This is a genomic window from uncultured Parabacteroides sp. (genome assembly GCF_905196875.1).
Lineage (GTDB): Bacteria > Bacteroidota > Bacteroidia > Bacteroidales > Tannerellaceae > Parabacteroides.
The window spans coordinates 1-23,966 of the sequence record NZ_CAJJWO010000025.1; the positions used below are offsets into that span (position 1 = coordinate 1).

Genomic DNA, 23,966 nt, shown 5'->3' on the forward strand with positions numbered 1-23,966 from the left:
TGATCAGTTCCACCATGAACATCACGGAAATATCCGAAGCCGTCGGTTTCGAATATCCCCGTCATTTTAGTACCATGTTTAAACAGATCAAAGGAATGCCGCCATCCCAATACAGGCAGGATGCGAAGAAAGACAATGAGTAAATAAAAAGCGGAGAAGCTTCATTTGAAACTCTCCGCTTATATTATGAATCAGCAACTTCTTTTAAAACGCGTACCCGAAACCTACATTCAGATAAATCGGATACATGGCGAAAGTGATCGTATCGAAGTCTTTCTTAAAGATATCATTCAACCCCCAGGTCAGATCGGCATACACATTCAGGTGTTTGAAAGCTTTCCATTCACCACCGAGCTGCATACCCCACTGGAAGCGGCGCAGGTCTTTCGAGAAATCGTAAGGAGCACTTTTACCCTCCTCAAAGTTTACTTTGTTGCCAGTCGGATCATTCTCACGCAGGTAACCATCATACACGCTTCCGGTGAAGTCACCTTCCAGGCGGTAAGATACGTACGGACCGAGGTTCAGTTTCCAACGGGGAGAGACACGCCAGGCAGCCAATACAGGAACAGTCAGGTAGGAATTGTTGACTTTGGTCTTTACCTGTCCCGTCCAATAGCCTTTCATCAGCTCGCCGCCATCACCGATAATCTCCATCTTATAATTCTTCACACGTGCATCCGTTTTCATCCCCTTCGTTTCAAGACGCAAGGCAACCATAACACCCCAGGTACGGGCAGGGTCGAGCCATTTCGTTACATTCCCTTCGATAGCAACCTGCAAAGTCGGGTTATAACTGTCGATAGAGCGTATCTCTTCAGGCAACGGAATAGGAGCTGTACCACCGATACTCAAACCGGCTTTTACTTCATACTCCAGACCGATCAACGATGACTTGATGATCCCCTGATTCCGGTCTTTCTGAGCCGAAAGAGTGACAGACACTAATAATAACAGACTCAGAATACTTATAAATCGATTGTTTCTCATATTTCTATCAGGTTTATTCTTCCACAGAATGGATCAATTCAACTTCATCTATATATAATGTACTACCTACCGCACCGTTAAACAAATTACCTTCTATACTTGAAGAAAAGACAATGGCAACGTTATACTGTCCGGCTTCCAGCTTCGCTTTATCTACCGTCTTGCCCGGAAGGGTTTTGAAAGGAAGATAGAACTGCGTCCATTCGTCCGTTTCCTTAGCATCTTCGATACGTGCGATCGATACCAGGTTCGGATGCGTGAAATTATTTGTTCCATCGAGCGTCCTCACTGTTTCACTGGTTTCATAGAAGATAGCATATATATCGAACATATCTTTCTTTCCCTGTACGATCTTACCTGACTCGGAAAATTCCGTTCCCGCTTTATATTTATAATATCCTGTTAAGTAAGTCGGCACATGTTCGAACGGCATACCGAATTTAGTCGCCTTCAAAGCATCCGTAATAGCACTAAGCATATCGAATGTACCCATGAATAAGTTTCCGGCAGCAATCGGCATTCCTACATCCGCCCCAAACTTTCCAGTCGAACGAGTCACCAGCATGGCACATTTTCCTTTATAACCGTCATTCGACGACATCGTAGGATAATTTTCACGTGGGGCACTCATATCCGTAAAGGCAAAGCCGGGGTTACCGCTGGCCCAATCCATGATGCTACCGCCGTTACCGTCAGATTCATAGAATATATCATAACCGGCATTACCGCCATGTTTCACATCTTCAAAATGATATTCCGTACCGATACCCGTAACGATATAAATTACTTCATAACGCTTTTTCCATTTCCCGTCCTCGGAAGTAACGGTATAGAACTGGGGGGAATTAAAGTCGAGTGTCGTACCACTGGCCGGGGAAATTGTTGCACCCGGTGTCAGTGTAAACTCAGGAGCCTGCTTCGACAAGTCGGTATTGGCTTTAACCATCAAGGTTATCTTATCGTTGTCAATAATCGGTTCGCGTCGTAATATATCAGCCGGAACCGTGCAAACCACGATATCGGCTTCCGCATTAGGAGCTTCGTCCTGTATACAGGACATCCCCATAACACATAATAAAAGACAAGTTAATAAGCGTGTCAGCTTCATTTTGTTTCATTTTTGGTGGATACTCTTTACATCGCTCTTCGCCGAGAGCAAGTGCAAATTTACTTCGCTTTTTCGGATTTGTACACTACATTATATATTTATTACATATTTTATTGGGGTAAACCAGGCTTTATTCCTACTTTTGACGTCTAGCTAACAAGAGTGTATCTTTACTATTAATTCATATAGACCATGACAACACGCAGAGATTTTATCCGGCAGGCAGCAATCCTGGGAGCCGGACTTTCTATGAATCCTTTCTTTATTAAAGCCGGTGGTAACCCGGTGGGTGCCAACGACAAAATCCGTGTCGGCCTGATCGGTTGCAAAGGGATGGGCTTTTCAGATTTGCAGGCCTTCCTCCGTAATCCGGAAGTAGAATGTATCGCACTAGCCGATATTGATAAAAAAGTGTTAAACGACAGGGCAGCCGAGACGCAAAAGCTGACCGGAAAGAAGGTAAAACACCTCTACAAAGACTGGCGGAAGCTGATCGACAACAAAGATGTAGACGTCGTTATCGTCGGTACGCCCGACCATTGGCACTGCCTTCAGATGGTAGCCGCCTGTGAAGCCGGTAAAGACGTTTATTGCGAGAAACCGCTGGGTAACAGCATCGAAGAATGTAACATTATGGTACGTGCCGCCGAAAAATACAACCGTGTCGTGCAGGTCGGCCAATGGCAACGCAGCGATCCTCACTGGCAGGATGCAATGGCTTTCGTGCATAGTGGACAGCTGGGTAAGATACGTACCGTAAGAGTTTTCTCTTACCAGGGATGGTGCCCGTCGATCCCCGTTGTGGCCGACGAACCCGTTCCGGCAGGTGTCGATTACGACATGTGGCTCGGTCCGGCACCTCAGCGTCCGTTCAACCGTAACCGTTTCCATTTCACTTTCCGCTGGTTCTGGGATTATGCCGGGGGACTGATGACAGACTGGGGCGTTCACCTATTGGATTATGCACTTTACGGCATGAATGTAACGGCTCCGAACTCCATCATGGCTTCGGGCGGCAAATTCGGTTATCCGGATGATGCCTGCGAAACTCCCGACCTGCTCCAAACAATTTATACGTTCGACGACTTCACCGTGATGTGGGATCATGCCATTGGTATAGACGACGGCGCTTACGGACGCAACCACGGACTCGGCTTCGTAGGCGAAAACGGCACACTGGTTATCGACCGCGGCGGCTGGGAAGTGATCCCCGAAAAAGTAAACGGCAAAGCCCGCATGGAAGCCGTAGCCCTGAAGAAAGCCTATGGCGAAGGCGGTCTGAACCTGCATGTAAAGAACCATCTGGAATGCATCAAGTCACGCAACCGTAACTGTAATGCAAGTATCGAGATCGGTGCCCATATCGCTAAATTCTCCCAACTGGGTAACATCGCCTATCGTACCGGAAAGAAACTTTCGTGGGACGGAACGAGCTTCCATGATGCAGAAGCGGATAAATATTTATGTAAGGAATACCGCGCTCCGTGGGAATTACCGAAGATATAATATTGAAAACAACAGATAATCAAAAGATAACAAAAAGGCGGGCCCTCACGAGTCCGCCTTTCTTCTATTAAACCTTATTCTTATTATGGCATCGACCCAATTACTGATGCTCGGGACGTAATAAGTCGTTCACTGTCTTTACCGGGTTGAATGTTTCGATAGGGACTTCTACGAAGATCGTGTTCCAGTCGCTCATTGCGCCGTTCCACAGGCCGGGCAATTCCAACGCTTTCAGATCGCGTCCGTCTTTACTCTTGTAAGAGATAAAGCCGGTATTCTTATCTACATATTCCGGTAAATTATATTTTTCACCTTTATGGTTCTTAAGGGCACATACCAGGTCAACGGGGTTAAAGTGGGTACCTTGTTCGAACATAGCTTTCTTGGCCGGGTCTTTCAGGTCGATCTGGGAACTTTCCAATATCTGCAAAGATACTGTGCCGTCGGGATTGACTGCCAGGAACGGACCACCGCCCGGTTCGCCCACATTCTTCACCATACCGCAAACGCGCAACGGACGCAGCAACTTACCTTTAATATAAAGGATCAGTTCAGCATCTTCCAGCAATTTCATTTCCGGGTTCTTCACACAGAGATCGTTCTGAAGGAACTGGATCATTTCTTCTACCTGGTCGTGTGTGTATTTGCCGGTTTCGATCAGGTCGAGATAGTTGAAGATGCGTTCCTGCAATGTAACCAGTACACCGGCAATTACTTTCTTGAAGATTACGGTCGAACATTTGAAACTGTCGGGAACCACATTGTCGATGTTCTTTACGAATACGACATCAGCATCTATATCGTTCAGGTTTTCGATCAGTGCACCGTGGCCACCGGGACGGAACAACAGTTTGTCGTTCTTGTCGCGGAAAGGATTATTTTCCATATCGGCAGCAACCGTGTCGGTACTCGGTTTCTGTACGCTGAAAGAGATATCGTATGCAACGGAGAATTTTTCTTCGTATTCGTGTTTCTTTTCATTCACCAGTTTCTCGAACAAGGCTTTATGTTCGGGAGATACGGTGAAATGGATATTTACTTCGCCGGCATTGTTCTTAGCATACATGGCACCTTCGGCCAGATGTTCTTCCATAGAAGTGCGTACCTTGTCGGCCGTCTTATGGAACAGAAGTAAACCTTTGGGTAATTGTCCGTAGTTCAATCCCTTTTCATCCAACAGGTTTGATACTACAGCTTTATAATTACCGGATGCGATCAGGGCGGGAATATCTTTTCCGTCGTTAGCCAGACAAGCGGCATTCAATTCATCATAGAAAGCGAAACGGGTGATTTCATTGAAGAACTTCTTTTCAAAGTCAGTCGTCGGCACGTCATAGGCAGCAGACAGGAACTCGTAGAGGTTCTTAAACATACGGCTGGCAGCACCCGACGCCGGAACGAACTTAAGGATCCGTTTATTTTTAGCCAGGTAAGCATCCCAAGCATCCATATAGGTGGCCTGAGCTTCCTGCGAAACAACCATTATTCCTTTTTCTACCGAAGCCGAAGCGGCAATCTCAAGGTAAGGAAAGCCTTTTACGAAACAAGCTAACTGTTCTTCAATCTGCTGTTCGCTGATCCCTTTATCCGCCAGCTGTTTTAAATCGTTTGCGTTTAACATAGCATATCTTTTTAAATTAGTATTCTTATCCATTTCGGCCCCTTCCGGGCCTATGCTTCTCGCAAATGTATAAAAATACCATTAGAATAGCATTGATATTCGGAGAAAAAAGATACTTTTACAGTATGTTTTACGGCCTGTCCTCAAATGGGCAGTAAAAAAAGAGACGCAACTATGGATATACAACCGTTCTTTACTGAGGAGGAGAGAAAAGATTTCTTCTCGAAATACAGACAATTAGTACGTAGCCTTTATTCGTTTTTACAGAAAGAGGATATACGAAAAATGAAAGAGTTGATGCAGCGTGTTGTCGCCCTCGACTGTTACGGAAGAGACAAGAACGGCATCAACGGCTTGATTCGCAATATAAATACCGCCCTGATCGCAACAACGGAGATCGGCCTGAAACGGACATCCGTTATCGCACTCCTGCTCTATCGGCCTGTACTGAAAAAAGTCGTGACGCTGGAGGAAGTCGAGAAAACATTCGATGAGGACGTGACGCTGATCATCCGCCGGCTATTGAAAACATCCGACCTGTATGCACGCAATACGGCTGTCAACTCCGAGAACTTCCATCACCTGCTCTTCTCTTTTGCAGAAGATGTCAGGGTGATCCTGATCATGATTGCCGACCGCCTTTGCCTGATGCGCCTGGGTAAACAGCTGAAAGAAGACGACCGTTTGCGGTTGGCTACCGAAGCATCGTATCTGTATGCCCCGCTGGCCCACCGTCTGGGATTGTACAAAATCAAAAGCGAACTGGAAGACCTGTCGCTGAAATATACCGACCCGAAGCAGTTCGACTTCATCAAGAAAAAGCTGAACGAGACGAAACGTTCGCGCGATATCTATATTGCCGAGTTTATCGCTCCTATCAAGAAGAAGTTGCAGGAAATAGGTCTGAAGTTCGATATCAAAGGACGTACGAAGTCAATCCATTCCATCAACAACAAGTTGAAAAAGCAAAAGATTGAATTTGAAGGGATTTATGATTTGTTCGCTATCCGTGTCGTACTGGATACTCCTTTGGAAAAGGAGCGTTCGGACTGCTGGCAGGTCTACTCGATCATAACTGATATGTACCAGCCTAACCCGAACCGTATGAAAGACTGGATTTCCATCCCGAAGACGAATGGATACGAAAGTCTTCATATCACGGTAATGGGGCCACAGAATAAATGGGTGGAAGTGCAGATTCGTACCCGCCGTATGGACGAGATCGCCGAGCGGGGACTAGCTGCCCACTGGAAATATAAAGGGGTAAAAGCCGAAAGCGGACTGGACGAGTTCCTCAACACTGTCCGTGCAGCCCTTGAAGAGAAAGAGAACAATCCGCTCGATCTGATGCAGGACTTCAAGATGGACCTGTACAAAGACGAGATATATGTCTTCACTCCTACCGGCGAACTGATCAAACTGGCCAAAGGGGCTACTGTGCTCGACTTTGCCTTTGCCATCCACTCGAAGCTGGGTAGTAAATGCGTGTCGGCCAAAGTTAACGAGAAGAACGTACCTATTAAATATGTACTTCATAACGGCGACACGGTGTCGATCGTCACCTCCCCTACGCAGTCGCCGAAACGCGACTGGCTGAATATCGTCGTCACCTCCAAAGCCCGGGTAAAGATCAAGCAGGCACTGAGGGAAGAGACAGCCAAAGCGGTCGACTTTGCCAAGGAAATGCTGCAACGCCGTTTCAAAAACCGGAAGATCGAGATGGACGAACCTTACCTGATGCGTTACATTAAGAAAAAAGGCTTTAAGACCGTCACCGACTTCTATATTGAAATAGCAGAAGAACGGCTGGATGCCAACAATGTGATTGACGAATATCAGGAATATGTACGGAAGGAAACTGAAGCGAACGAACGCTCGGAAGTGCGTAGTGCCGAAGAGTATATCAAGACCACCGAAGTAGAAGAGATATCCACGAACAAGGATGTGCTTGTGATCGATAAGAACCTGACGGGCATAGAATACAAACTAGCCAAATGTTGTAATCCGATCTATGGGGATGATGTTTTCGGATTTGTTTCCACACAGGGTATCAAGATACACCGCCTGGATTGTCCGAATGCACAGGAGATGTTCAGCCGTTTCGGTTATCGTATCATCCGGGCCAAATGGAGTGGAAAAGGAGATAATGGCTACATCGTCACATTGCGGGTGATCGGGCGTGACGACATCACGATCGTAACAAACATTACCTCTGTGATAGGGAAAGAAAACAATGTTACGCTCCGTTCGCTGAATATCGACTCGGTAGACGGTATCTTCCAGGGGAACTTCGCCGTACTGGTAAGGGACACCCATTCGCTGAATATGCTGGTCAAAAAGATAAAAGCCGTCAAAGGAGTTAAAACGGTAGACCGCCTGAACTCATAAGAAAAAAGGCTCGTCCACAAATGGCGAGCCTTTTTCATCTTTTTATAATCAATAAATTAATACTAAAGTAATAAAATAAAGTTCTATATATTTTTATACAAATCCATACTCTTCAATAAATTTTCTGAAAGACAAAGATAAATCTTTTTGTTCTACTTTTTTAAGAATATATCCTCACCGAACCAAATCCAGCGATTATTGAACAAAAAGATTTATTTTAAGGACAAGTTAGTCTTTTGCCTGATGTACGGTAAGTTGCGGGAACGGGAAACCGATACCTTCAGCATTAAATGTTTCATAAATAGCCTTATTGGTATCAAAATAAACACCCCAGTAATCGGAACTTTTCACCCAGGTACGCACTACGATATTTACGCTACTGCCGGCCAGTGCACTCAAAGCGATGAAGGGAGCCGGTTCATTCATTATACGTGTATCCTTTGCCAATACAGACTCGATCACACTTTTAACATGATTAAAATCGCTACCGTAATCTACTCCGAAAGTCCACTCTACGCGGCGGGTTGGTTCATTACCGATGTTGGTAACGACACCGCTGCTCAACGAACCGTTAGGGATAAATATATTTTTATTGTCTGCCGTAAGGAGGATCGTATGGAAAATCTGAATTTCCCTTACTGTACCTCCGACACCTTGCGACTCGATATAATCGCCTACCTTATAAGGCTTGAAAAGTAATATGATCAATCCTCCGGCAAAGTTCGACAGGTTTCCGCTGAGTGCCATACCGATGGCTACACCGGCAGAGGCCAACAGCGCAGCGAACGAAGTTGTCTGTACACCCAGTGCACCGACCACCGAGATGATCAATAGCACCATCAAGGTTACATTGACAAGACTTCCGACAAAGGTCTTCACCGACGGATCGAAATCACGCTTGGTTAGAATACGACGAACGAGTTTGTTTATCATCCGGATAATAAACCGTCCTACAATAAATACGATTACAGCTTTGATTATTGTCCACCCTAAATGACTACCCTGCTCTATCAGGGAATTAATAAAACCTTCCAATCTCGGATTGGACGCCAACACATCTAATAATATCATAAATCTATCATTTTTAATTAAACACTTTTATCTTATAACAATCAAAGTCCCCAAAAGTCTTATAAAATGTGGCAAAGGTATAAAGTTTTTTTAATCCGGCGCCCGAACAATATATTTACGTAGCTTTGCATCCATTCCAAATAACAGATAAAAACAACAGAATGAGACTACTTCCGATATTCATTGTCTTCCTATTGATGGCAGCAAGCAGTTACGCTCAATCTTATGAAGAGTTGATTGAAAAGAGTTACGATTTCCTCGACAAGAAAGATCTGGTATCTGCCGAAGAAAGTCTGCGCTCGGCCATGCGCAAAGAACCTGGTAACCCGATGAACTACGCATTATTAACCAATTTGGGAAGCATACAACGCCGGCAGGGAAAACTAGAAGAGGCCCTGCTCTCCTATACGGCCGCACTAAGCGGACGCCCCAATAACCCGACAATCCTCGAAAACCGTGCTTCGTTATACTCCGAAATGGGTGAAACGGAAAAGGCTTTGAACGATTACAACGCCCTCCTCATCGAAGAACCGACAAACGAAGAGGCTCTTTACTGCCGGGGATTGATCTATATACAAAAGAAGAATTATATCTGGGCCGAACAGGATTTCGACAAGATCATGGAGATCAACGAGAAGTCGGTACGTGCCCGTCTGGGACATGCCATCCTTGAAAAGATGCGTGGCAATTATGATGAAAGCGAAAAGATATTCAACTACCTGATCAGCCAGATGCCCCGCGACTGGCTTTTGTATGAAGGACGTGCAGATGTTTATTTTATGATGGGAAAGAATGCACGGGCCATGGCTGATATCAGCAAAGTTTTTTCTGAAAGCACACCTGGTGCTTCCTTATATGTATTAAGAGGTAAAGTTAAACTGGCCCAATACGAAAAGGAGTCTGCCGCCAACGACTTTCAAAAAGCACTCGAAATGGGATACGACCAAACAGTCATCGAAGAATTGATGAAGATGACAAAATGATAGAAAAGAAAGGGGCTTGTCCAAAAAGTCGGACAAGCCCTTGGAATCTAAATAAGATATTTTAGATATTTATTTGAGAACAAATCCAGCAGGAGAATAAGCCTTCAAATTAAATGTTAGTTTTCCTGCTACAATTGGGATAGGATTACCCACTGTCATTCCCCTTAAATCAATAGGAATAGCCTCTACAAACTTTGAATTTTCAGGCATTGTAATTGTTAAATTTTCAGATTTACCAATTGTTTCCCACAGCTGTAATATATCCTGCCCTTCTGAATCACGTGTGAATGAGATGACTTTTACCCCCAGGCGGGAGAATTGCATTCCAATTCCGATATCTTGCAAAAGTCCGGAACCATTATCGGCATATCCCGTTAAAACCGGAGATAGAGCTTCTGTTGCAGGTATAATCAAGCTCTCTGGCTGTAAATTATCTGTTGCCCATACACGAACTTTAGAACTCAGACTTCCTTGTATCCAATATGGGAAATTAATAGTCCAGATGTTATTATACATATTGATCAACGCTGTGGGTTTGTCAGGAACATAATTATCATCAATCATACAAAGACCTTTATCACCAAAACTCACAATGCCATGATCTAACGGACAAATACCAACTCCTACACCTGTTTTATCTGCAATAAGAGTTCCTGTATTAACATATCCAAAAGTACGATTACTACCACTTACAAAATCCTTAAAAGGATCCACCATTGCTCCTAAGCGTCCTACTCTATACTGCGGAGTTTCAGCTTTTACTGGTAGATAAACCGAACCTGCTTCCGGCCAGTAATCCGGTTTTTTATCGTCCAGCCGTACTTCAATCTCAAACCATGGAAAATCGTTTGGCAATGTAATAGCTACTGTTACTCTCGATCGAATAATACCCTGTGGAGAAGCTTGCAAGGTAACCTCCATACCAACTGGAGTTTCTCGAAAATTCATTTTCTCATATTCCGGTACCGCATGTTGATAAGCCGGTGATGAAGGAAGGTCAGCACGAGTGTTCCATCCCCAATCCCCACTGCCATTTGAACCATAAACTGAATTTAAATGACTCACTGCAATGTGATAATTATAATTCTGAACGCTGTCAAAACGCTGATAATAATATTGTCCAAATGCATAGTCTGCACTTGAATCTATTAATTCACGACCATCTTCCTTATTGATAACAGAAATGATCCCCCCCCGTTTACGATCTACCTCAATCTTAAGAAATCTGTTTTCTATTATTTTATTTTCTAGATCAGAAGAACTTTCAACATTGAATTTATTTTCATCCAATTTATATGTTTTATAACCGCATGGTGGGATATTTTTTGCGACTATTTGCTTACCTCCAGAATTGGGTACTTCAACAATTGCATCTCGTTTATAAGGAAGAGGATTATAAACAACAATATGTTTCCCTTTCGTGCTAACAGCAAGAGCTAATTCTTCCATAGCATTAGTCACAAGTGAATCTGTTATTTTTGCAGCCTCCCTTATATAATTAAAATGATCATCCCAAGTTTTTGTCAGCCAAATACATCTTTCATCTTTTTTTATATAATCTTCGAAATTTTCAAGTGCATACACATTTTTGCCAGATAAGTTTTTTGCCCCTCCAAACGTATGTTCACCATACATTAAACTCTGTTCGTGGGCATGAAACAATTCATTTCGAATATCAAGGTTAGACATTCCCCACTCTTGAGTATGTGAATTTAATATTTCCATTGATACTATTTCTTCACGTACCTTATGTGCAATCGATTCGGCTACCGGCATTGTGGCTAGCCCATGTATCCAACGATCTGGCATATCTGCACGTATAACAGGAATAGTTGCTCCATTCTTCTCTTCTTTAAAAATAGCATCAGCAAAGTCATCCATTTTGCCAAAACGTACTCTTACTCCGGGTAAGTTACGGGCAGCTTCGTCCAATACATTTTGAATATCTTTTATTTGAGGTGGTCCGGCATTATCGGATGTAACCAGCATGGCCAGCCAATGTTTATAGGGCCAATCTACCGGAGGATATAAACCATGCCCAAATTCTGTGTCAGAACCATATCCTTGTGAATGCATTGTAAGCAAACGGCTACTATCAGGACCTTCCCAGTAGTATAATAAAGGTAAATCTGGCCGTTCTTTCGTTGGATTTACTCCGATTTGTAGAAAATCCATTCCGGCGTTCTTGAAGATCGTTGGCCATATCCAAGAATGACTAGGCACATCTGTTAATTTTCCCGAACGCGACAATGGAATTCCTATTTCTCGACTGAGCTTTTTGTTAAAAGAGAGGCCAAATACCAGATCTTGTAAACTCAAACTTTCTGTATGGAGTGTTACAGGTAATCCATGAACAACAATACTTCCATTTTTAATTGCATCTATAATTCTTTTCTTCCTATCCGGCTCTTGTCCTTCCCATAACATCTGAGAAGCGACCCAGGATGGTATTGTCCAGCTGAAACGTTTTTCAGCTGGCATTTTATAAGATTCATCTATGATATCAAGAGCTTTATCAATCATACTGGTTCGATAGATATCTACGATTTCCGGCGCAGGATGTGTGAAGCCTATATCAAAATGTGTTTTATACACGACTATCATTTCTTCTAATTGAGAGCCTGCAGGTATAGCGTCTCCGGCATGAGCTAAAGATGTATCCGTATGTACATCTAATTCTGCATACCAAGTATTTGTCCACTCTGGATGTATATTAGGTTTGCAGGTCGGTTTCACATCCCAGACTATCCATCTGAAATTACCTAGAACCCCATTATTCTTAGCCTTAATATTTACACCATATTGTCCAATCCAATCTTCGTCCGGCAGAGGACGAGTATCTACCTCTGCAATTTTTATCCATTCGGATGTTGTCAGGTTATTTGGATTTGGACTATTAAGAGAACTGCCGTAAACCGTATAAACCTGTGGTCCGCCTTCTCCTTTGAATTCTTCACACCAGGTTGTACCTCCTACTGGTCCTTGAGCAGAATAACTATTGATCATCTTCACTGGAATAATATTTCCTAAGTCCATGACTATCCGTCCTCCTTTTGGATTTTGATTTGTAAAACAAAAGAAATCTCTAACCAGTCTACATTCCTGAGCTAATACCCCATTATGTAATCCTTTTAAGGACAAACAAGATGGTAATGCCTTATTTCCGGCCAATGTTATTGTCGAATGTGAAGCGGCATCACTTTTGGATGGGCAAACAATTTTTGAAAATTGCCATCCGGTGCGAATATGTTCCGTTTCTACAACTTGAGCGACTCCCCAAAAAGTATTAAAAAAGAATACAATCAGGAGAGATATTTTCAATTGTTCCTTCTTTATGAATTTATTCTTCATATGCATACTTTTTACCAATCCTTATTCTGAGTGATCCGCCCTTTATTCAAGTCTATTTCTGACTGAGGAATAGGCCACCAATAGTCTCTGGCGGTTAATGATTCACGTTCTGCAGGTATATATTTTTTCCAGATGGGAGTAGTTCCGGAAAAATCACGATATTCTATTCCTTCAATAGGTTTGTTCATTACATCAAGCAGAATTTTCCAACGACGGATATCAAAAAGTCGAAGTCCTTCTTGGGCCAATTCAATACGTCGTTCATTTCGGACCATATTCAGCAAATTATTATTATAGTTAGTCTTTAATACTTCGTCTATATCATTTGTATTTCCGGCACGGTCACGCAAAATTTTTAATAAGGATTTTACTTCTGATTCATTTCCACCTGTTTCTACTAAAGCTTCTGCCCTTAATAAATAAGCTTCTGCAAAACGAAATACGATATATGAATTATATGTAAACCATGTGTCCGGTTCCGAATTATATTTTTTATAAGTGAATCCAGTAGTAGTTTTATTCCATTCTCCTCCACCAGGTTCTCCCAATACATCACCATACGAAACTTCATATTCCTGAAGCACGCCATAATCCTTGGATGGATCAAAATAAATTTTGCCATCTTTTTCCACCGTATTATCCGGAATTGTATTATAATATTTATCACGAAGAAGCATTCCGGGAGCATAGATCGTAGAATAGAAACGAGGATCTTTACCGACATAAGGCATTGTTGGATTTTTAGGGATTATATACTCATATGCATCAACTAATGCTTTAACTGGAGTTGTCACACAATATCCACCAATCGAATTATTATACCAATCTCCCCATCTATGTCTGGCGTCCGGAGAATAACTCTTTACTAATATAACCTCCTCGATATTTTCATTACCTAATTTAAACAGACTATCATAATCACCCAGTTTAGGAGCTGATTTTAATAATTCGGCAGTTTCAGCCAATGTTATTTTAAAATACGATTTATCATTCAAATATCCGGCAGCATAAGCCGCAGCCCTAGCCCGCAATAATCGGGCTGCAGCTTGTCCTATTTTTGATTTATTTTCAGATTTTTCAGGTAGTCCAATAATTGCTTCCTCCAGTTCCTTCAAAATAAAATCAAAAACAATTTTTGGATCTTCTATTTGTGGAATATTTTCACTTTCGAGAACTGTTGCCGGATTTATTTCATAAAACATGATCCGTCCAAATAAACAAACTTGGTCCAGATAGAAAAAAGCTCTTAATGTACGTGCTTCTCCCAGTATCTTATTTCTTGTTATATCACTCGCTTCATCTGGCCATTTATAAGTATCAATATTATTTATTATATTATTAGCCCTTTGAATTGCAACATAATTTTGTGACCATTTATTAGCCGGGAAAGGGGAAGTGGAATTTGCGATGCCTCTTCCCAGTTGGTAACCTGCATTCCAGCTATGTGTCACCAAAGCATCATCTGTCGTTGCATCTAACCATTGGTAGCAGCTACCGGTATTAATCCGTGTATAAACTCCATTCAATGCCTTTTCAAAATCTTCGGGAGATGCAAAAAAACCATCTGCAGTTATTATCCCTTTAGGTTCAAGATCAATATTGCTATTGCAAGCACTCATTAAACAGGCAAAGCATATCATCAAAAGATGAAAAATATTATTTCTATTATATGTTTCCATAATTATTTTTTCTGTTAGTTTAATCAAAATATGATGTTAACTCCAAAATTAACAATCTTCGTGGGTGGAAAATTTGTAGGTAAACCTGTCGACATTTCCGGATCTTCACCTTGAAATAAACCACTAAAAGTCAATAAATTTGACCCTGATAAGTACACGCGTAAATTATCTACCATTAATTTATCTACAATACTTTTAGGTAATGTATATCCTATTTGCAAATTCTTCAAACGCAAATAGGTAATATTTTTGAGGTAAAATGAATTATAAGCACCTCTTATATTCTTATTATCAGCTGATTCTAGTCTAGGAATAGACGCTTTTCCATTTTGATTCTCCTCTGTCCAGCGATCTCTAAAATGAATACCAGTAAAATCTTCAAAAGCCGGACCTTCATATAAATTGCCAAAAAGGAAACGGTTTGCTCCCGCAATACCCTGTAACAAGATACTTAAATCAAAATTTTTATATTCAGCATTTAAATTAAGACCAAATGTAAATTTAGGGAAATTGCCTGTAAATATTTGTCTGTCTTCAGGGTCAATCGTTCCATCATTATTTACATCGACTAATTTTACATCTCCCGGTTTTAATATAGCCAATCCGCGAGGATCAGATTTATACTTTGTTTTATAATCAGCGAGTTCCTTTTCATTAGCAATTAATCCATCTGCTTGATATATGTAAAATGAATTTAGACCATATCCAACTTTTTCAATATTCCATTCATCAATATTTGCTTCATCTCCGCCTCGGTCAATCCAACGATTTTTATTATACGCAATATTCAAAATCGTAGAAAACTGAAATTCACCTGCATTTTTTCTATACCCTAGCATTGCTTCAAACCCTGAATTACGCACGATACCTGCATTTTGTGGAGGAGCACTTAATCCGATAAATTGTGGAATAGCCAAATTAATAAGAATATCTTTTGTATCCTTTGAATAAATGTCAAGCTCACCAAATAGTCTGTTATCAAAAAATGCAAAATCTAATCCTATATTGGATTGCTCGACGGTTTCCCAAGTAACTTCAGGATTTGCCATTTGTGACTGACGGACAGCTGTAACTAAACTTCCATTCATTACAACATCTTCTGTTCCGAATTGTGGAATGTATAGGAATTCACCTATATTTTCATTACCAGTTCTTCCCCACGAAGCTCTCAATTTAAGGTTACTTATAAAATCAATTGATTTCATAAATGATTCTTCCGAAAGCCTCCACGCCCCTGATATTGAAGGGAAAACTCCCCATTTACTACCTTTAGCAAACCTGGAAGAACCATCGGTACGTAAATTGGCCTCAAAGAGATATTTTTCCTTATACCCATAATTGATACGTCCGAAAAATGAATTTATTCCTCTTAATGTAGGATATCCGTATGAAAATTGATTATTTGCAGACCCTAAAGAAACATCCGGTAAAGCATCAGAAACTAAATCTCTTCGTTCTGCATGAGAATAGTAATTACGAAAAGATATTTGTTCCATACCATATAAGAAATACAGACTGTGTTTTTTGCGGATAGTAGTATTGTAATTAGCCAGAAAACGCAATGTCAGTTCATATTTGTTATTTCGTGTATCACTAACTGAATTTTGAGGATTCCATTGATTAATATACTCATTATTAGCATTATAAAATTTGTAATTCTTATTATGTATTTTATTTCTATCCCAATAACCATTCAACGCGACAACTCCCGTAAATATGAGATTTTTTAAAGGTTCGAATTCAGCTTTCGCCTGTCCTAAGATATTATCTGTCTGAAAATCATTTCTACCAGCAACATCAATATCACTGTTCGCTACAGGATTTTGTAATTGATCATCTATGGTATATCGTCCATCTTCATAACGAACAGGTGTAGTAGGCTTCATTGAAAAAGCATGATATTGTGCATCACCCAATTGACTGGACCATAGACGATTTGAATGCCGGTATGATATGTCACTACTTAATCTCAACATATTTCCAATTTTTAAATCAGCATTCATCCGAAAATTATAACGTTTAAACTCTGTGTTTTTTATTAATCCGGGTTGATCTAAATAGTCAAATGAAGTGAAAAGACGACCATTTTCATTTCCTCCCGAAACCGTAACCGTATGTTGGGTTATGTACGTTTTTTTATAGACTTCATCTACATAATTTACATATGGATAATTAAATGGATCATCACCTCTTTCGGTAGCAGCAATAACATCCTCCGAATACAAAGGTGATTTTCCCGCATTTTTACTTGCTTCATTCACCAAATTCATATATTCACGAGCACCCACCTGTTTAGGTCTTATTGCTAAATCCTGAAAACCGATATATCCATTATATGATAATTTCATTTTGCCAACTTTGCCTCTTTTGGTTGTTACAAGAATTACTCCATGAGCTGCTCGTGAACCATAAATAGAAGCGGAAGCTGCATCTTTCAATACAGAGATACTTTCTATCTCTTGGCTAGGAACCTGACTCAAACTCATCTCAACACCATCAACTAGAATTAGTGGAGTAGAAGATCCGGTTGTTCCTATACCTCTTAAGAATATCTGTGGGTCATCGCTTCCCGGTGCCCCTCCACGATCGATGACTGTAAGCCCGGAAGATAGCCCCTGGAGTGTTTTTGATGTATTTACAGAATTCATTTTGCTGAGCTCTTTACCTTCAACTTTACCAACTGAACCTGTTGCTGTTACTTTTTTCTGAATACCATACCCAACAACCACTACTTCTTCAATTGCTTTTACATCCTCTTTTAATACAATATTTAAGTTCGATTGTCCCAATACACGAACTTCCAAAGGGAGATATCCTATGTAGGTCACTACTAAGATCGAATTTGCAGGGACTTCCAGAGAAAAGTGTCCGTCCATATCTGTAATGACACCATTTGTGGTACCTTTTTGTACAATGTTTGCCCCAATGAGCGGAAGACCAGTAATATCTGCTACCACTCCTGATATCTGATTAGTTTTTTGATTTGCTTTGAGTGTCAATAAAATTTTTTTATTTTCTATCTGATACGAATAATCACTGAATGTTTTATTTAATACTTCAACTATGTTCCCATTATGAATATTAAGATTTACTGTTTTAGTAACATCCAGCTCTTCTGTCCGGTAGAAAAATACAAATTCAGTTTGTTTCTCGATAGCTTTAATCGCTTCTTTTAAAGACACATTTGAAAGTTGCAAATTAATAGTTGCACTTTGAGCATAAGTATTTACTGCTGACAATTGAGAGAAGGTAACAAAGATCAAAAACAGCATCAGTTTCATTTTTCTGAACAAATTTTTGTTAAGAAAGGATACAGTGTTCCTTTCCTTAGATTTTTTTTTCATACGTTTGTATTGCTTTAAATTAATATGAGACTCTCTGTTGCTATATTAGAGAGTTGATTTTTAACCAAGAAAGTTGTCAGGCGGATGTTACCAGCATCTGCCTGATTTTCGAATAATTTTTTACTATATCATAGGCTTTATCAGATTTAAAAGGTTACTACTTAACTTTACTTCTCGAAAACATTTATTACATTTCCATTTATCGTGTAATTAAAATGTGCTAAAATGGATAACATTCTGAGTATCTCTTCTTTTGATTCATTTCGAATAGTTAGAGAATAACGAGTATTTAACGGAACATTGTTCTGGATAAATATCTTAATATTATACCAATACTCGATTTTTTTTAATATGTCGATTAACCTCTCATCTTCGAAAACTAGTTTCTCTGCCGTCCATAATGCATAATCAGTAGCATCCACTTTGATTAAACTTATTTTATTACTTTGTTTATCAAAAGATAGCTTTTCGTTTGGAGACAAAACATGTGTATCATTATTACATTTTAATTGAACTTCAACTTTTCCTGAAAGCAATATTGCCTCTGAAATATCTCTTTCCGAATAACACTGAACATCGAAATGTGTGCCTAATACTTTTACAGACATGTTGGATGTCTCCACATAGAAAGGAGAATTTTTATCATGCTTTACTTCAAAGTATCCTTCACCATCCAAAATCACCTTTCTGCTATTTCTTTCAAATTTATCCGGATACATCAGTTTACTGTTACTATTTAACCAAGCAAATGAACCGTCTGGAAGAATTATTTTTTCTTTGTGTCCAACTCCTGTAAGAACTTGATTCGTCTTGATCGTAACAATTTGAGGCTTAACAGGAAAGGAGTACTTTCCTGTTAAGAAGCTTATAAGTGAACAACTAATCAGTATAACTATTGATGCTGCAATTTTGAATAAAAACATTTTATTATTTTTTTGTTTTTTTCTGGACTCAAATGCTAACGCTCTATTCTTGAATGTAGTAAATGCGTTCGTATTTTTCCCATATAAAGAAGCTAAGGCAGCCTCAGAAGTAAACCAAACATCCCTTATAGCCGCAAAATATTTCTGATTATCAATATCAGACTCTAACCATGCATACAGAAGTTTCATTTCTTCTTCTGTTGCTGTCTGATTTAAATATTTTATAATGATGTCATCCATTTTGTATAGTATTTATATCTAACACACAAAATGAACTTTTACCCCTCGTTATATACATAGAAATAAATATTATTTAACACAGCCACATAACAAACGATTGATATTTCTGTGTGAGTAATGTTATCTTTGCGTCAAAAAACTACAATTAGAGAGAGTGAGATTATGCATAATAATAGCAACATAGCAAATAGAGACTTTGTAAAACAAGACTTTATATTTTTTGAAGACCTATTCCATGTGTATTATTATCCATTACTTGCTTTTGCTAATAAGTATACAAATGATAAGTTCGCTTCCGAAGATATTGTACAGGATGTATTTCTTGCTTTATGGATGAAACGGGAAACTATCAATTTTAGTGAGTCTATAAAACCATATTTATATAAAGCGACTTATAATAGATCAATAAGTTATCTTAATTCACAAGTAGAAAGCCTTAATCTTAACGAACAAAATATCAAATTACAGCTACAACAAAAAATAATTAGCTATGATTTACAAGAATCATTGTTACTAAAAGAGGTATCGGATGAGATAATTTCTTGTGTGGAGACATTCCCGGAACAATGCCGAAAAGTTTTTCTATTAAGTCGTGGTCAAGGATTAAAGAACAAAGAGATTGCTAAATTATTGAATATTAGCGAAAAAACAGTAGAAGGTCATATTAGCAAAGCGTTGTCAATACTTCGTACCCATTTACAAAAGCTAGATTTGATGCCCTTTCTTTGTTATACTATTTATAAATATTTATTTTGAGGGTTATAAAAGTGGCGAAGTTCCATTATTAATGACAATTCTCATTATTAGAAAGATGCATAATCATGTATTGTTATGCATAAAGAAAATAAGACTTATAATAAACAGTTACTATCTCAGAATAAGAAAAACACGTACATAGGAATAAAACACTATACAAGATAGTCGCAGTAAAAAATAAGATTATATCAAACAAAACGCCCGATGGGACGAAAAATGTTTCGCTCCACCGGATGTTATAAACAATTATTTCTTTGCAATATATTCAGCAATCCAATCTCCGACTTCGCTGGTCTTATAGGCCTTGTCGTTTTCAGCAATGTCTTCTGTAACGACGTTTGCATCCATAGAGGCGGCAACCGCTTCGCGAATCAAAGCACCTTCTTCCATCAGGTTGAAAGCATATTCGAACATCAAGGCTGCACTCAGGATAGTAGCCAACGGATTCGCTATATTCTTCCCGGCAGCTTGCGGATAAGAACCATGGATCGGTTCGAATACAGAAGTATGTACACCGATAGAGGCCGAAGGTAACATTCCGAGTGAACCTGTGATCACAGACGCTTCATCTGTCAGGATATCACCAAACATATTTTCAGTCACCATCACATCAAAACTCTTCGGCCACTGAACCAGACGCATCGCAGCATTGTCCACAAACATATATTCAGTTTCCACATCCGGATATTCTTTTTCGATTTCCTGTGCAACCTGACGCCACAGGCGGGAAGTAGCCAATACGTTCGCCTTATCGACAACGGTTACTTTCTTGCGGCGTTTTTGTGCATATTGGTAAGCCAGGCGAACGATGCGTTCGATCTCTTCGCGGGTATAAACACAGGTATCGTAGGCCGTATTACCATCTTCGCTTCTACCTTGCGGACGACCGAAATACATACCACCTGTCAATTCCCGGATACACATGAAGTCGGCCCCTTCGATCAATTCAGCACGAAGCGGCGACTTATGCAGCAACGACGGAAAAGTAGTCACCGGACGGATATTGGCAAAAAGCCCCAGTTTCTTGCGCATACCGAGCAGTCCCTGTTCGGGACGAACTTTGGCTGACGGGTTATTATCGTATTTCGGAGAACCAATCGCACCAAAATAAACGGCATCGCTCTGCATACAGAGCTCGTGCGTTTCGTCCGGATACGGGTTGCCTGTTTCATCGATGGCAACGGCTCCCACTAAAGCATGTTTGTAACTTAATTCATGGCCATATTTCTCACATATAGCTTTTACGGCTTTCATACCTTGTTCTACAATCTCGGGACCGATACCGTCGCCGGGAAGGACTGCGATGTTTAATTTCATATAAATAATTGTTCAATGTGCCAATATGCCAATGCTAATACCAACAGATTATATCTTAATCAGCATATTGGCACATTGTTATATTGGCACATTATTTTTAGTCTCTTTTAAATAATACATATTTGGGTTCCGTGGGGACATAACTGTCATCGTCCCACAGAGTGCTCGTAATCATCAGGTCTGCACTATAACGGTTACAAGCAATGGGCACATTATGAACACGACACTGGCGAAGCAACATCTGGATGTCGGCTTCGTGAGGCTGTGGATTCAAGTCGTCGATCAGAAAGATCGCCAGATCCACTTCCTTCCGTACTACCATTGCTGCTATTTCGGCATCTCCGCCCAACGGACCGGAATGCATACAAGTAATTTCAGCACCTACGCCTTTCTCGTCGAAAGCGTTACGTATCAGTCCACCGGTGGTTCCGGTACACACCAAATGATGATGAGAAAGAAATTCTGCATTGTGTACAGCCCATTCTACCATGTCTGCTTTACGGTTATCGTGCGCTACGAGCGCAATGGTCAATCTTTTGTTCATAACTAATACCTCCTATAATTATTGTTCAATCTTGTTCAGCATCTTCAGCGTTGCCTTGATGGCGGCTTCTGTCTGGTCGGCATCAAGACCGCGTGTCTTAAAGTCTACTCCGGCAAAATTCCAGCTGATGATCGTCTGTACGAAAGCATCGGTACGACCGCCGGGAGGAATAGATACGGAATAGTTGGTCAACATCGGGAACGGACGCCCCAGATCGGAATAGATCTTACGAAGAGCACGAACAAATGCGTCATACTGTCCGTCGCCACAAGCCGATTCCTGATAAGCCTCGCCGTTGATCTCGATCTTCAGTGTTGCTACAGGCCTCAGTCCCTGTGCCAAAGATAATGAATAATTTAATATACGGATACGTTGATCCGTCATAGTATCATGGTGAAGGACATCACTGATAATATAAGGCAGATCTTCAGTTGTTACCATTTCTTTCTTATCACCTAACTCGATTATGCGCTCGGTGATCTTACGCATGGATTCATCGTCTACATCTATTCCGAGCGATTCCAGGTTCATACGGATATTGGCTTTACCGGATGTTTTTCCGAGTGCATATTCGCGTACACGCCCGAAGCGTTCGGGGATCAGGTCATTGCAATACAGATTATTTTTGCTATCGCCATCCGCATGCACCCCGGCACATTGCGTAAAGACATGTTCGCCGATGATCGGACGGTTCGGGGCAATATGGATGCCTGAATAAGTCTCTACCAACCGGCTGGCTGCATTGATCTTTTCCTCCCGCACACTGGTCTGACCGTTCAGATGGTCTTTGATTACTGCGATCACACTGCTGAGCGGGGCATTCCCTGCCCGTTCGCCCAACCCGTTGATCGTGGTATGCACACCATGTACCCCAGCCCTGACAGCCGAGTAGACATTAGCAACCGCCAGGTCATAATCGTTATGGGCATGAAAATCGAAATGCAGGTCGGGATAACGGTCGAGCATCTGCTTACAGAACTCGTACGTATTGCCCGGATTCAGGATGCCCAGTGTATCAGGCAGCATGAAACGACGGATCGGCAGGTCTTTCAACGCATCGATCAGTTGGAATACATAATCGGGGGAGTTTTTGATTCCGTTCGACCAGTCTTCCAGATAAATATTTACATCAATACCTTTTTCGGTAGCCAGCGATACAACAGAACGGATATCTGCAATATGCTGTTCAGGCAATTTGCGGAGTTGTTCGGTTACGTGTTTATACGAACCTTTACAGAGTAGGTTTACCACACGACAACCGGCCGATTCGATCCAGTTGAGCGAGGCGTCGCCATCTACAAAACCCAAGACTTCGAGCTTATGCAGATTTCCGGTACGTTCGGCCCAGGTAGCCACACGTTTCACGGCTTCGAACTCTCCGTCCGATACACGTGCCGAGGCTACCTCTACGCGGTTCACTCCCAAATCGCTCAACAACATCTGTGCGATGCTGAGCTTTTCATGAGCCGCAAAGGAGACACCCGATGTCTGTTCCCCATCCCGAAGGGTTGTATCCATTATTTCTAACATCTTACTTTCTGTTTGCTTCGTACGATTCAATTTTCGACTTATTAGCCAAGAGGTAATCGATATCGTCCAGACCGTTTACCAGACAGTCTTTCTTATATGCGTTGATGTCAAAGGATTCGCTTTTACCGGTTGCATTGTTGGTTATCGTCTGCGAAGGGAGATCGATCGTCAACGTTACTTTGGGATCGGCCTCGACAGATGCGAATATCTCTGCCAGGAACTCAGGAGAAACAACAACCGGAACAAGGCCGTTGTTCATCGAATTGTTCTTGAAGATGTCGGCAAAGAAACTGCTGACAACGGCCCGGAAACCATATCCGGCAATCGCCCAAGCTGCATGCTCGCGGCTCGAACCGCTACCGAAGTTCTTTCCGGCTACCAGGATCTCGCCTTCATACGTATTCTGATTCAGTACAAAGTCAGGATTAGGGTTACCCGCCTTGTCATAACGCCAGTCGCGGAAAAGATTATCGCCGAAGCCCTCACGTGTGGTGGCTTTCAGGAAGCGGGCAGGGATGATCTGGTCTGTGTCTACATTTTCCAGAGGAAGAGGTACACAGGTGGATGTTACTATCGTGAATTTCTCTTTCATTTCGTTCTTTTGATTTTTCAGTT

At 41.1% G+C, this 23,966-nt stretch carries 17 protein-coding genes; 5 read left to right on the top strand and 12 right to left on the bottom strand.

Annotation, left to right across the window (positions count from 1 at the left end):
* Window positions 1-14: 14 nt before the first annotated feature.
* Window positions 15-143, top strand: a complete 129-nt coding sequence (locus QZ076_RS21990; RefSeq protein WP_365325338.1) for a helix-turn-helix domain-containing protein — start codon at window positions 15-17, stop codon at window positions 141-143.
* A gap of 61 nt (window positions 144-204) precedes the next feature.
* On the opposite strand, the gene QZ076_RS10335 is transcribed toward QZ076_RS21990, so the two are convergent.
* On the bottom strand, window positions 205-990 hold the full coding sequence (locus QZ076_RS10335) for a porin family protein (protein ID WP_293713105.1): 786 nt from the start codon (window positions 988-990) through the stop codon (window positions 205-207).
* 13 nt (window positions 991-1,003) lie between these two features.
* Complete coding sequence (locus QZ076_RS10340; protein WP_293713107.1) at window positions 1,004-2,098, bottom strand: PCMD domain-containing protein; 1,095 nt, start codon at window positions 2,096-2,098, stop codon at window positions 1,004-1,006.
* Between the two features lie 192 nt (window positions 2,099-2,290).
* On the opposite strand from QZ076_RS10340, the gene QZ076_RS10345 reads away from it, so the two are divergent.
* Entirely contained in the window at window positions 2,291-3,604 is a 1,314-nt protein-coding gene (locus QZ076_RS10345; RefSeq protein ID WP_293713109.1) for a Gfo/Idh/MocA family oxidoreductase, read from the top strand.
* Between the two features lie 100 nt (window positions 3,605-3,704).
* Here the strand turns inward: QZ076_RS10345 and QZ076_RS10350 are convergent, their stop codons facing one another.
* The gene (locus QZ076_RS10350) at window positions 3,705-5,225 is read right to left on the bottom strand and encodes a DUF4301 family protein (protein WP_293713111.1); all 1,521 of its coding nucleotides are present in this window, start codon (window positions 5,223-5,225) and stop codon (window positions 3,705-3,707) included.
* Between the two features lie 174 nt (window positions 5,226-5,399).
* Between QZ076_RS10350 and QZ076_RS10355 the strand changes: the two genes are divergently transcribed.
* Entirely contained in the window at window positions 5,400-7,613 is a 2,214-nt protein-coding gene (locus QZ076_RS10355; protein ID WP_293713113.1) for a RelA/SpoT family protein, read from the top strand.
* A 228-nt stretch (window positions 7,614-7,841) separates the two neighbouring features.
* Here QZ076_RS10355 and QZ076_RS10360 read toward each other — a convergent pair whose 3' ends face one another.
* The gene (locus QZ076_RS10360; protein ID WP_293713115.1) at window positions 7,842-8,684 is read right to left on the bottom strand and encodes a mechanosensitive ion channel domain-containing protein; all 843 of its coding nucleotides are present in this window, start codon (window positions 8,682-8,684) and stop codon (window positions 7,842-7,844) included.
* Between the two features lie 161 nt (window positions 8,685-8,845).
* Here QZ076_RS10360 and QZ076_RS10365 point away from each other — a divergent pair, with 161 nt between their 5' ends.
* Complete coding sequence (locus tag QZ076_RS10365; RefSeq protein WP_293713117.1) at window positions 8,846-9,667, top strand: tetratricopeptide repeat protein; 822 nt, start codon at window positions 8,846-8,848, stop codon at window positions 9,665-9,667.
* 69 nt (window positions 9,668-9,736) lie between these two features.
* Here the strand turns inward: QZ076_RS10365 and QZ076_RS10370 are convergent, their stop codons facing one another.
* The 4 genes from QZ076_RS10370 to QZ076_RS10385 all read right to left on the bottom strand — a co-directional run bounded on the left by QZ076_RS10370 (window position 9,737) and on the right by QZ076_RS10385 (window position 19,204).
* Window positions 9,737-13,018 carry a glycoside hydrolase family 38 C-terminal domain-containing protein gene (locus tag QZ076_RS10370; RefSeq protein ID WP_293713119.1) on the bottom strand — a complete coding sequence of 1,094 codons (3,282 nt, stop codon included), beginning with the start codon at window positions 13,016-13,018 and terminating at the stop codon, window positions 9,737-9,739.
* An 11-nt stretch (window positions 13,019-13,029) separates the two neighbouring features.
* Window positions 13,030-14,697: a RagB/SusD family nutrient uptake outer membrane protein gene (locus QZ076_RS10375; protein WP_293713122.1), complete on the bottom strand. Its 1,668-nt coding sequence runs from the start codon at window positions 14,695-14,697 to the stop codon at window positions 13,030-13,032.
* 23 nt (window positions 14,698-14,720) lie between these two features.
* Window positions 14,721-18,041 carry a TonB-dependent receptor gene (locus QZ076_RS10380; protein ID WP_293713124.1) on the bottom strand — a complete coding sequence of 1,107 codons (3,321 nt, stop codon included), beginning with the start codon at window positions 18,039-18,041 and terminating at the stop codon, window positions 14,721-14,723.
* 167 nt (window positions 18,042-18,208) lie between these two features.
* Window positions 18,209-19,204, bottom strand: coding sequence for a FecR family protein (locus QZ076_RS10385; protein ID WP_293713126.1), 996 nt, complete (start codon window positions 19,202-19,204; stop codon window positions 18,209-18,211).
* A gap of 117 nt (window positions 19,205-19,321) precedes the next feature.
* Here QZ076_RS10385 and QZ076_RS10390 point away from each other — a divergent pair, with 117 nt between their 5' ends.
* Window positions 19,322-19,960, top strand: coding sequence for an RNA polymerase sigma-70 factor (locus QZ076_RS10390; protein WP_293713128.1), 639 nt, complete (start codon window positions 19,322-19,324; stop codon window positions 19,958-19,960).
* Between the two features lie 246 nt (window positions 19,961-20,206).
* Here QZ076_RS10390 and leuB read toward each other — a convergent pair whose 3' ends face one another.
* The 4 genes from leuB to leuD form a co-directional block, all read right to left on the bottom strand.
* Entirely contained in the window at window positions 20,207-21,277 is a 1,071-nt protein-coding gene (gene leuB / locus QZ076_RS10395) for a 3-isopropylmalate dehydrogenase (RefSeq protein ID WP_293713130.1), read from the bottom strand.
* A gap of 97 nt (window positions 21,278-21,374) precedes the next feature.
* Window positions 21,375-21,821, bottom strand: coding sequence for a methylglyoxal synthase (locus QZ076_RS10400; protein WP_075556292.1), 447 nt, complete (start codon window positions 21,819-21,821; stop codon window positions 21,375-21,377).
* Between the two features lie 18 nt (window positions 21,822-21,839).
* Window positions 21,840-23,351, bottom strand: a complete 1,512-nt coding sequence (locus QZ076_RS10405; RefSeq protein ID WP_293713134.1) for an alpha-isopropylmalate synthase regulatory domain-containing protein — start codon at window positions 23,349-23,351, stop codon at window positions 21,840-21,842.
* Between the two features lies 1 nt (window position 23,352).
* On the bottom strand, window positions 23,353-23,943 hold the full coding sequence (gene leuD / locus QZ076_RS10410; RefSeq protein WP_293713136.1) for a 3-isopropylmalate dehydratase small subunit: 591 nt from the start codon (window positions 23,941-23,943) through the stop codon (window positions 23,353-23,355).
* Between the last annotated feature and the right edge of the window lie 23 nt (window positions 23,944-23,966).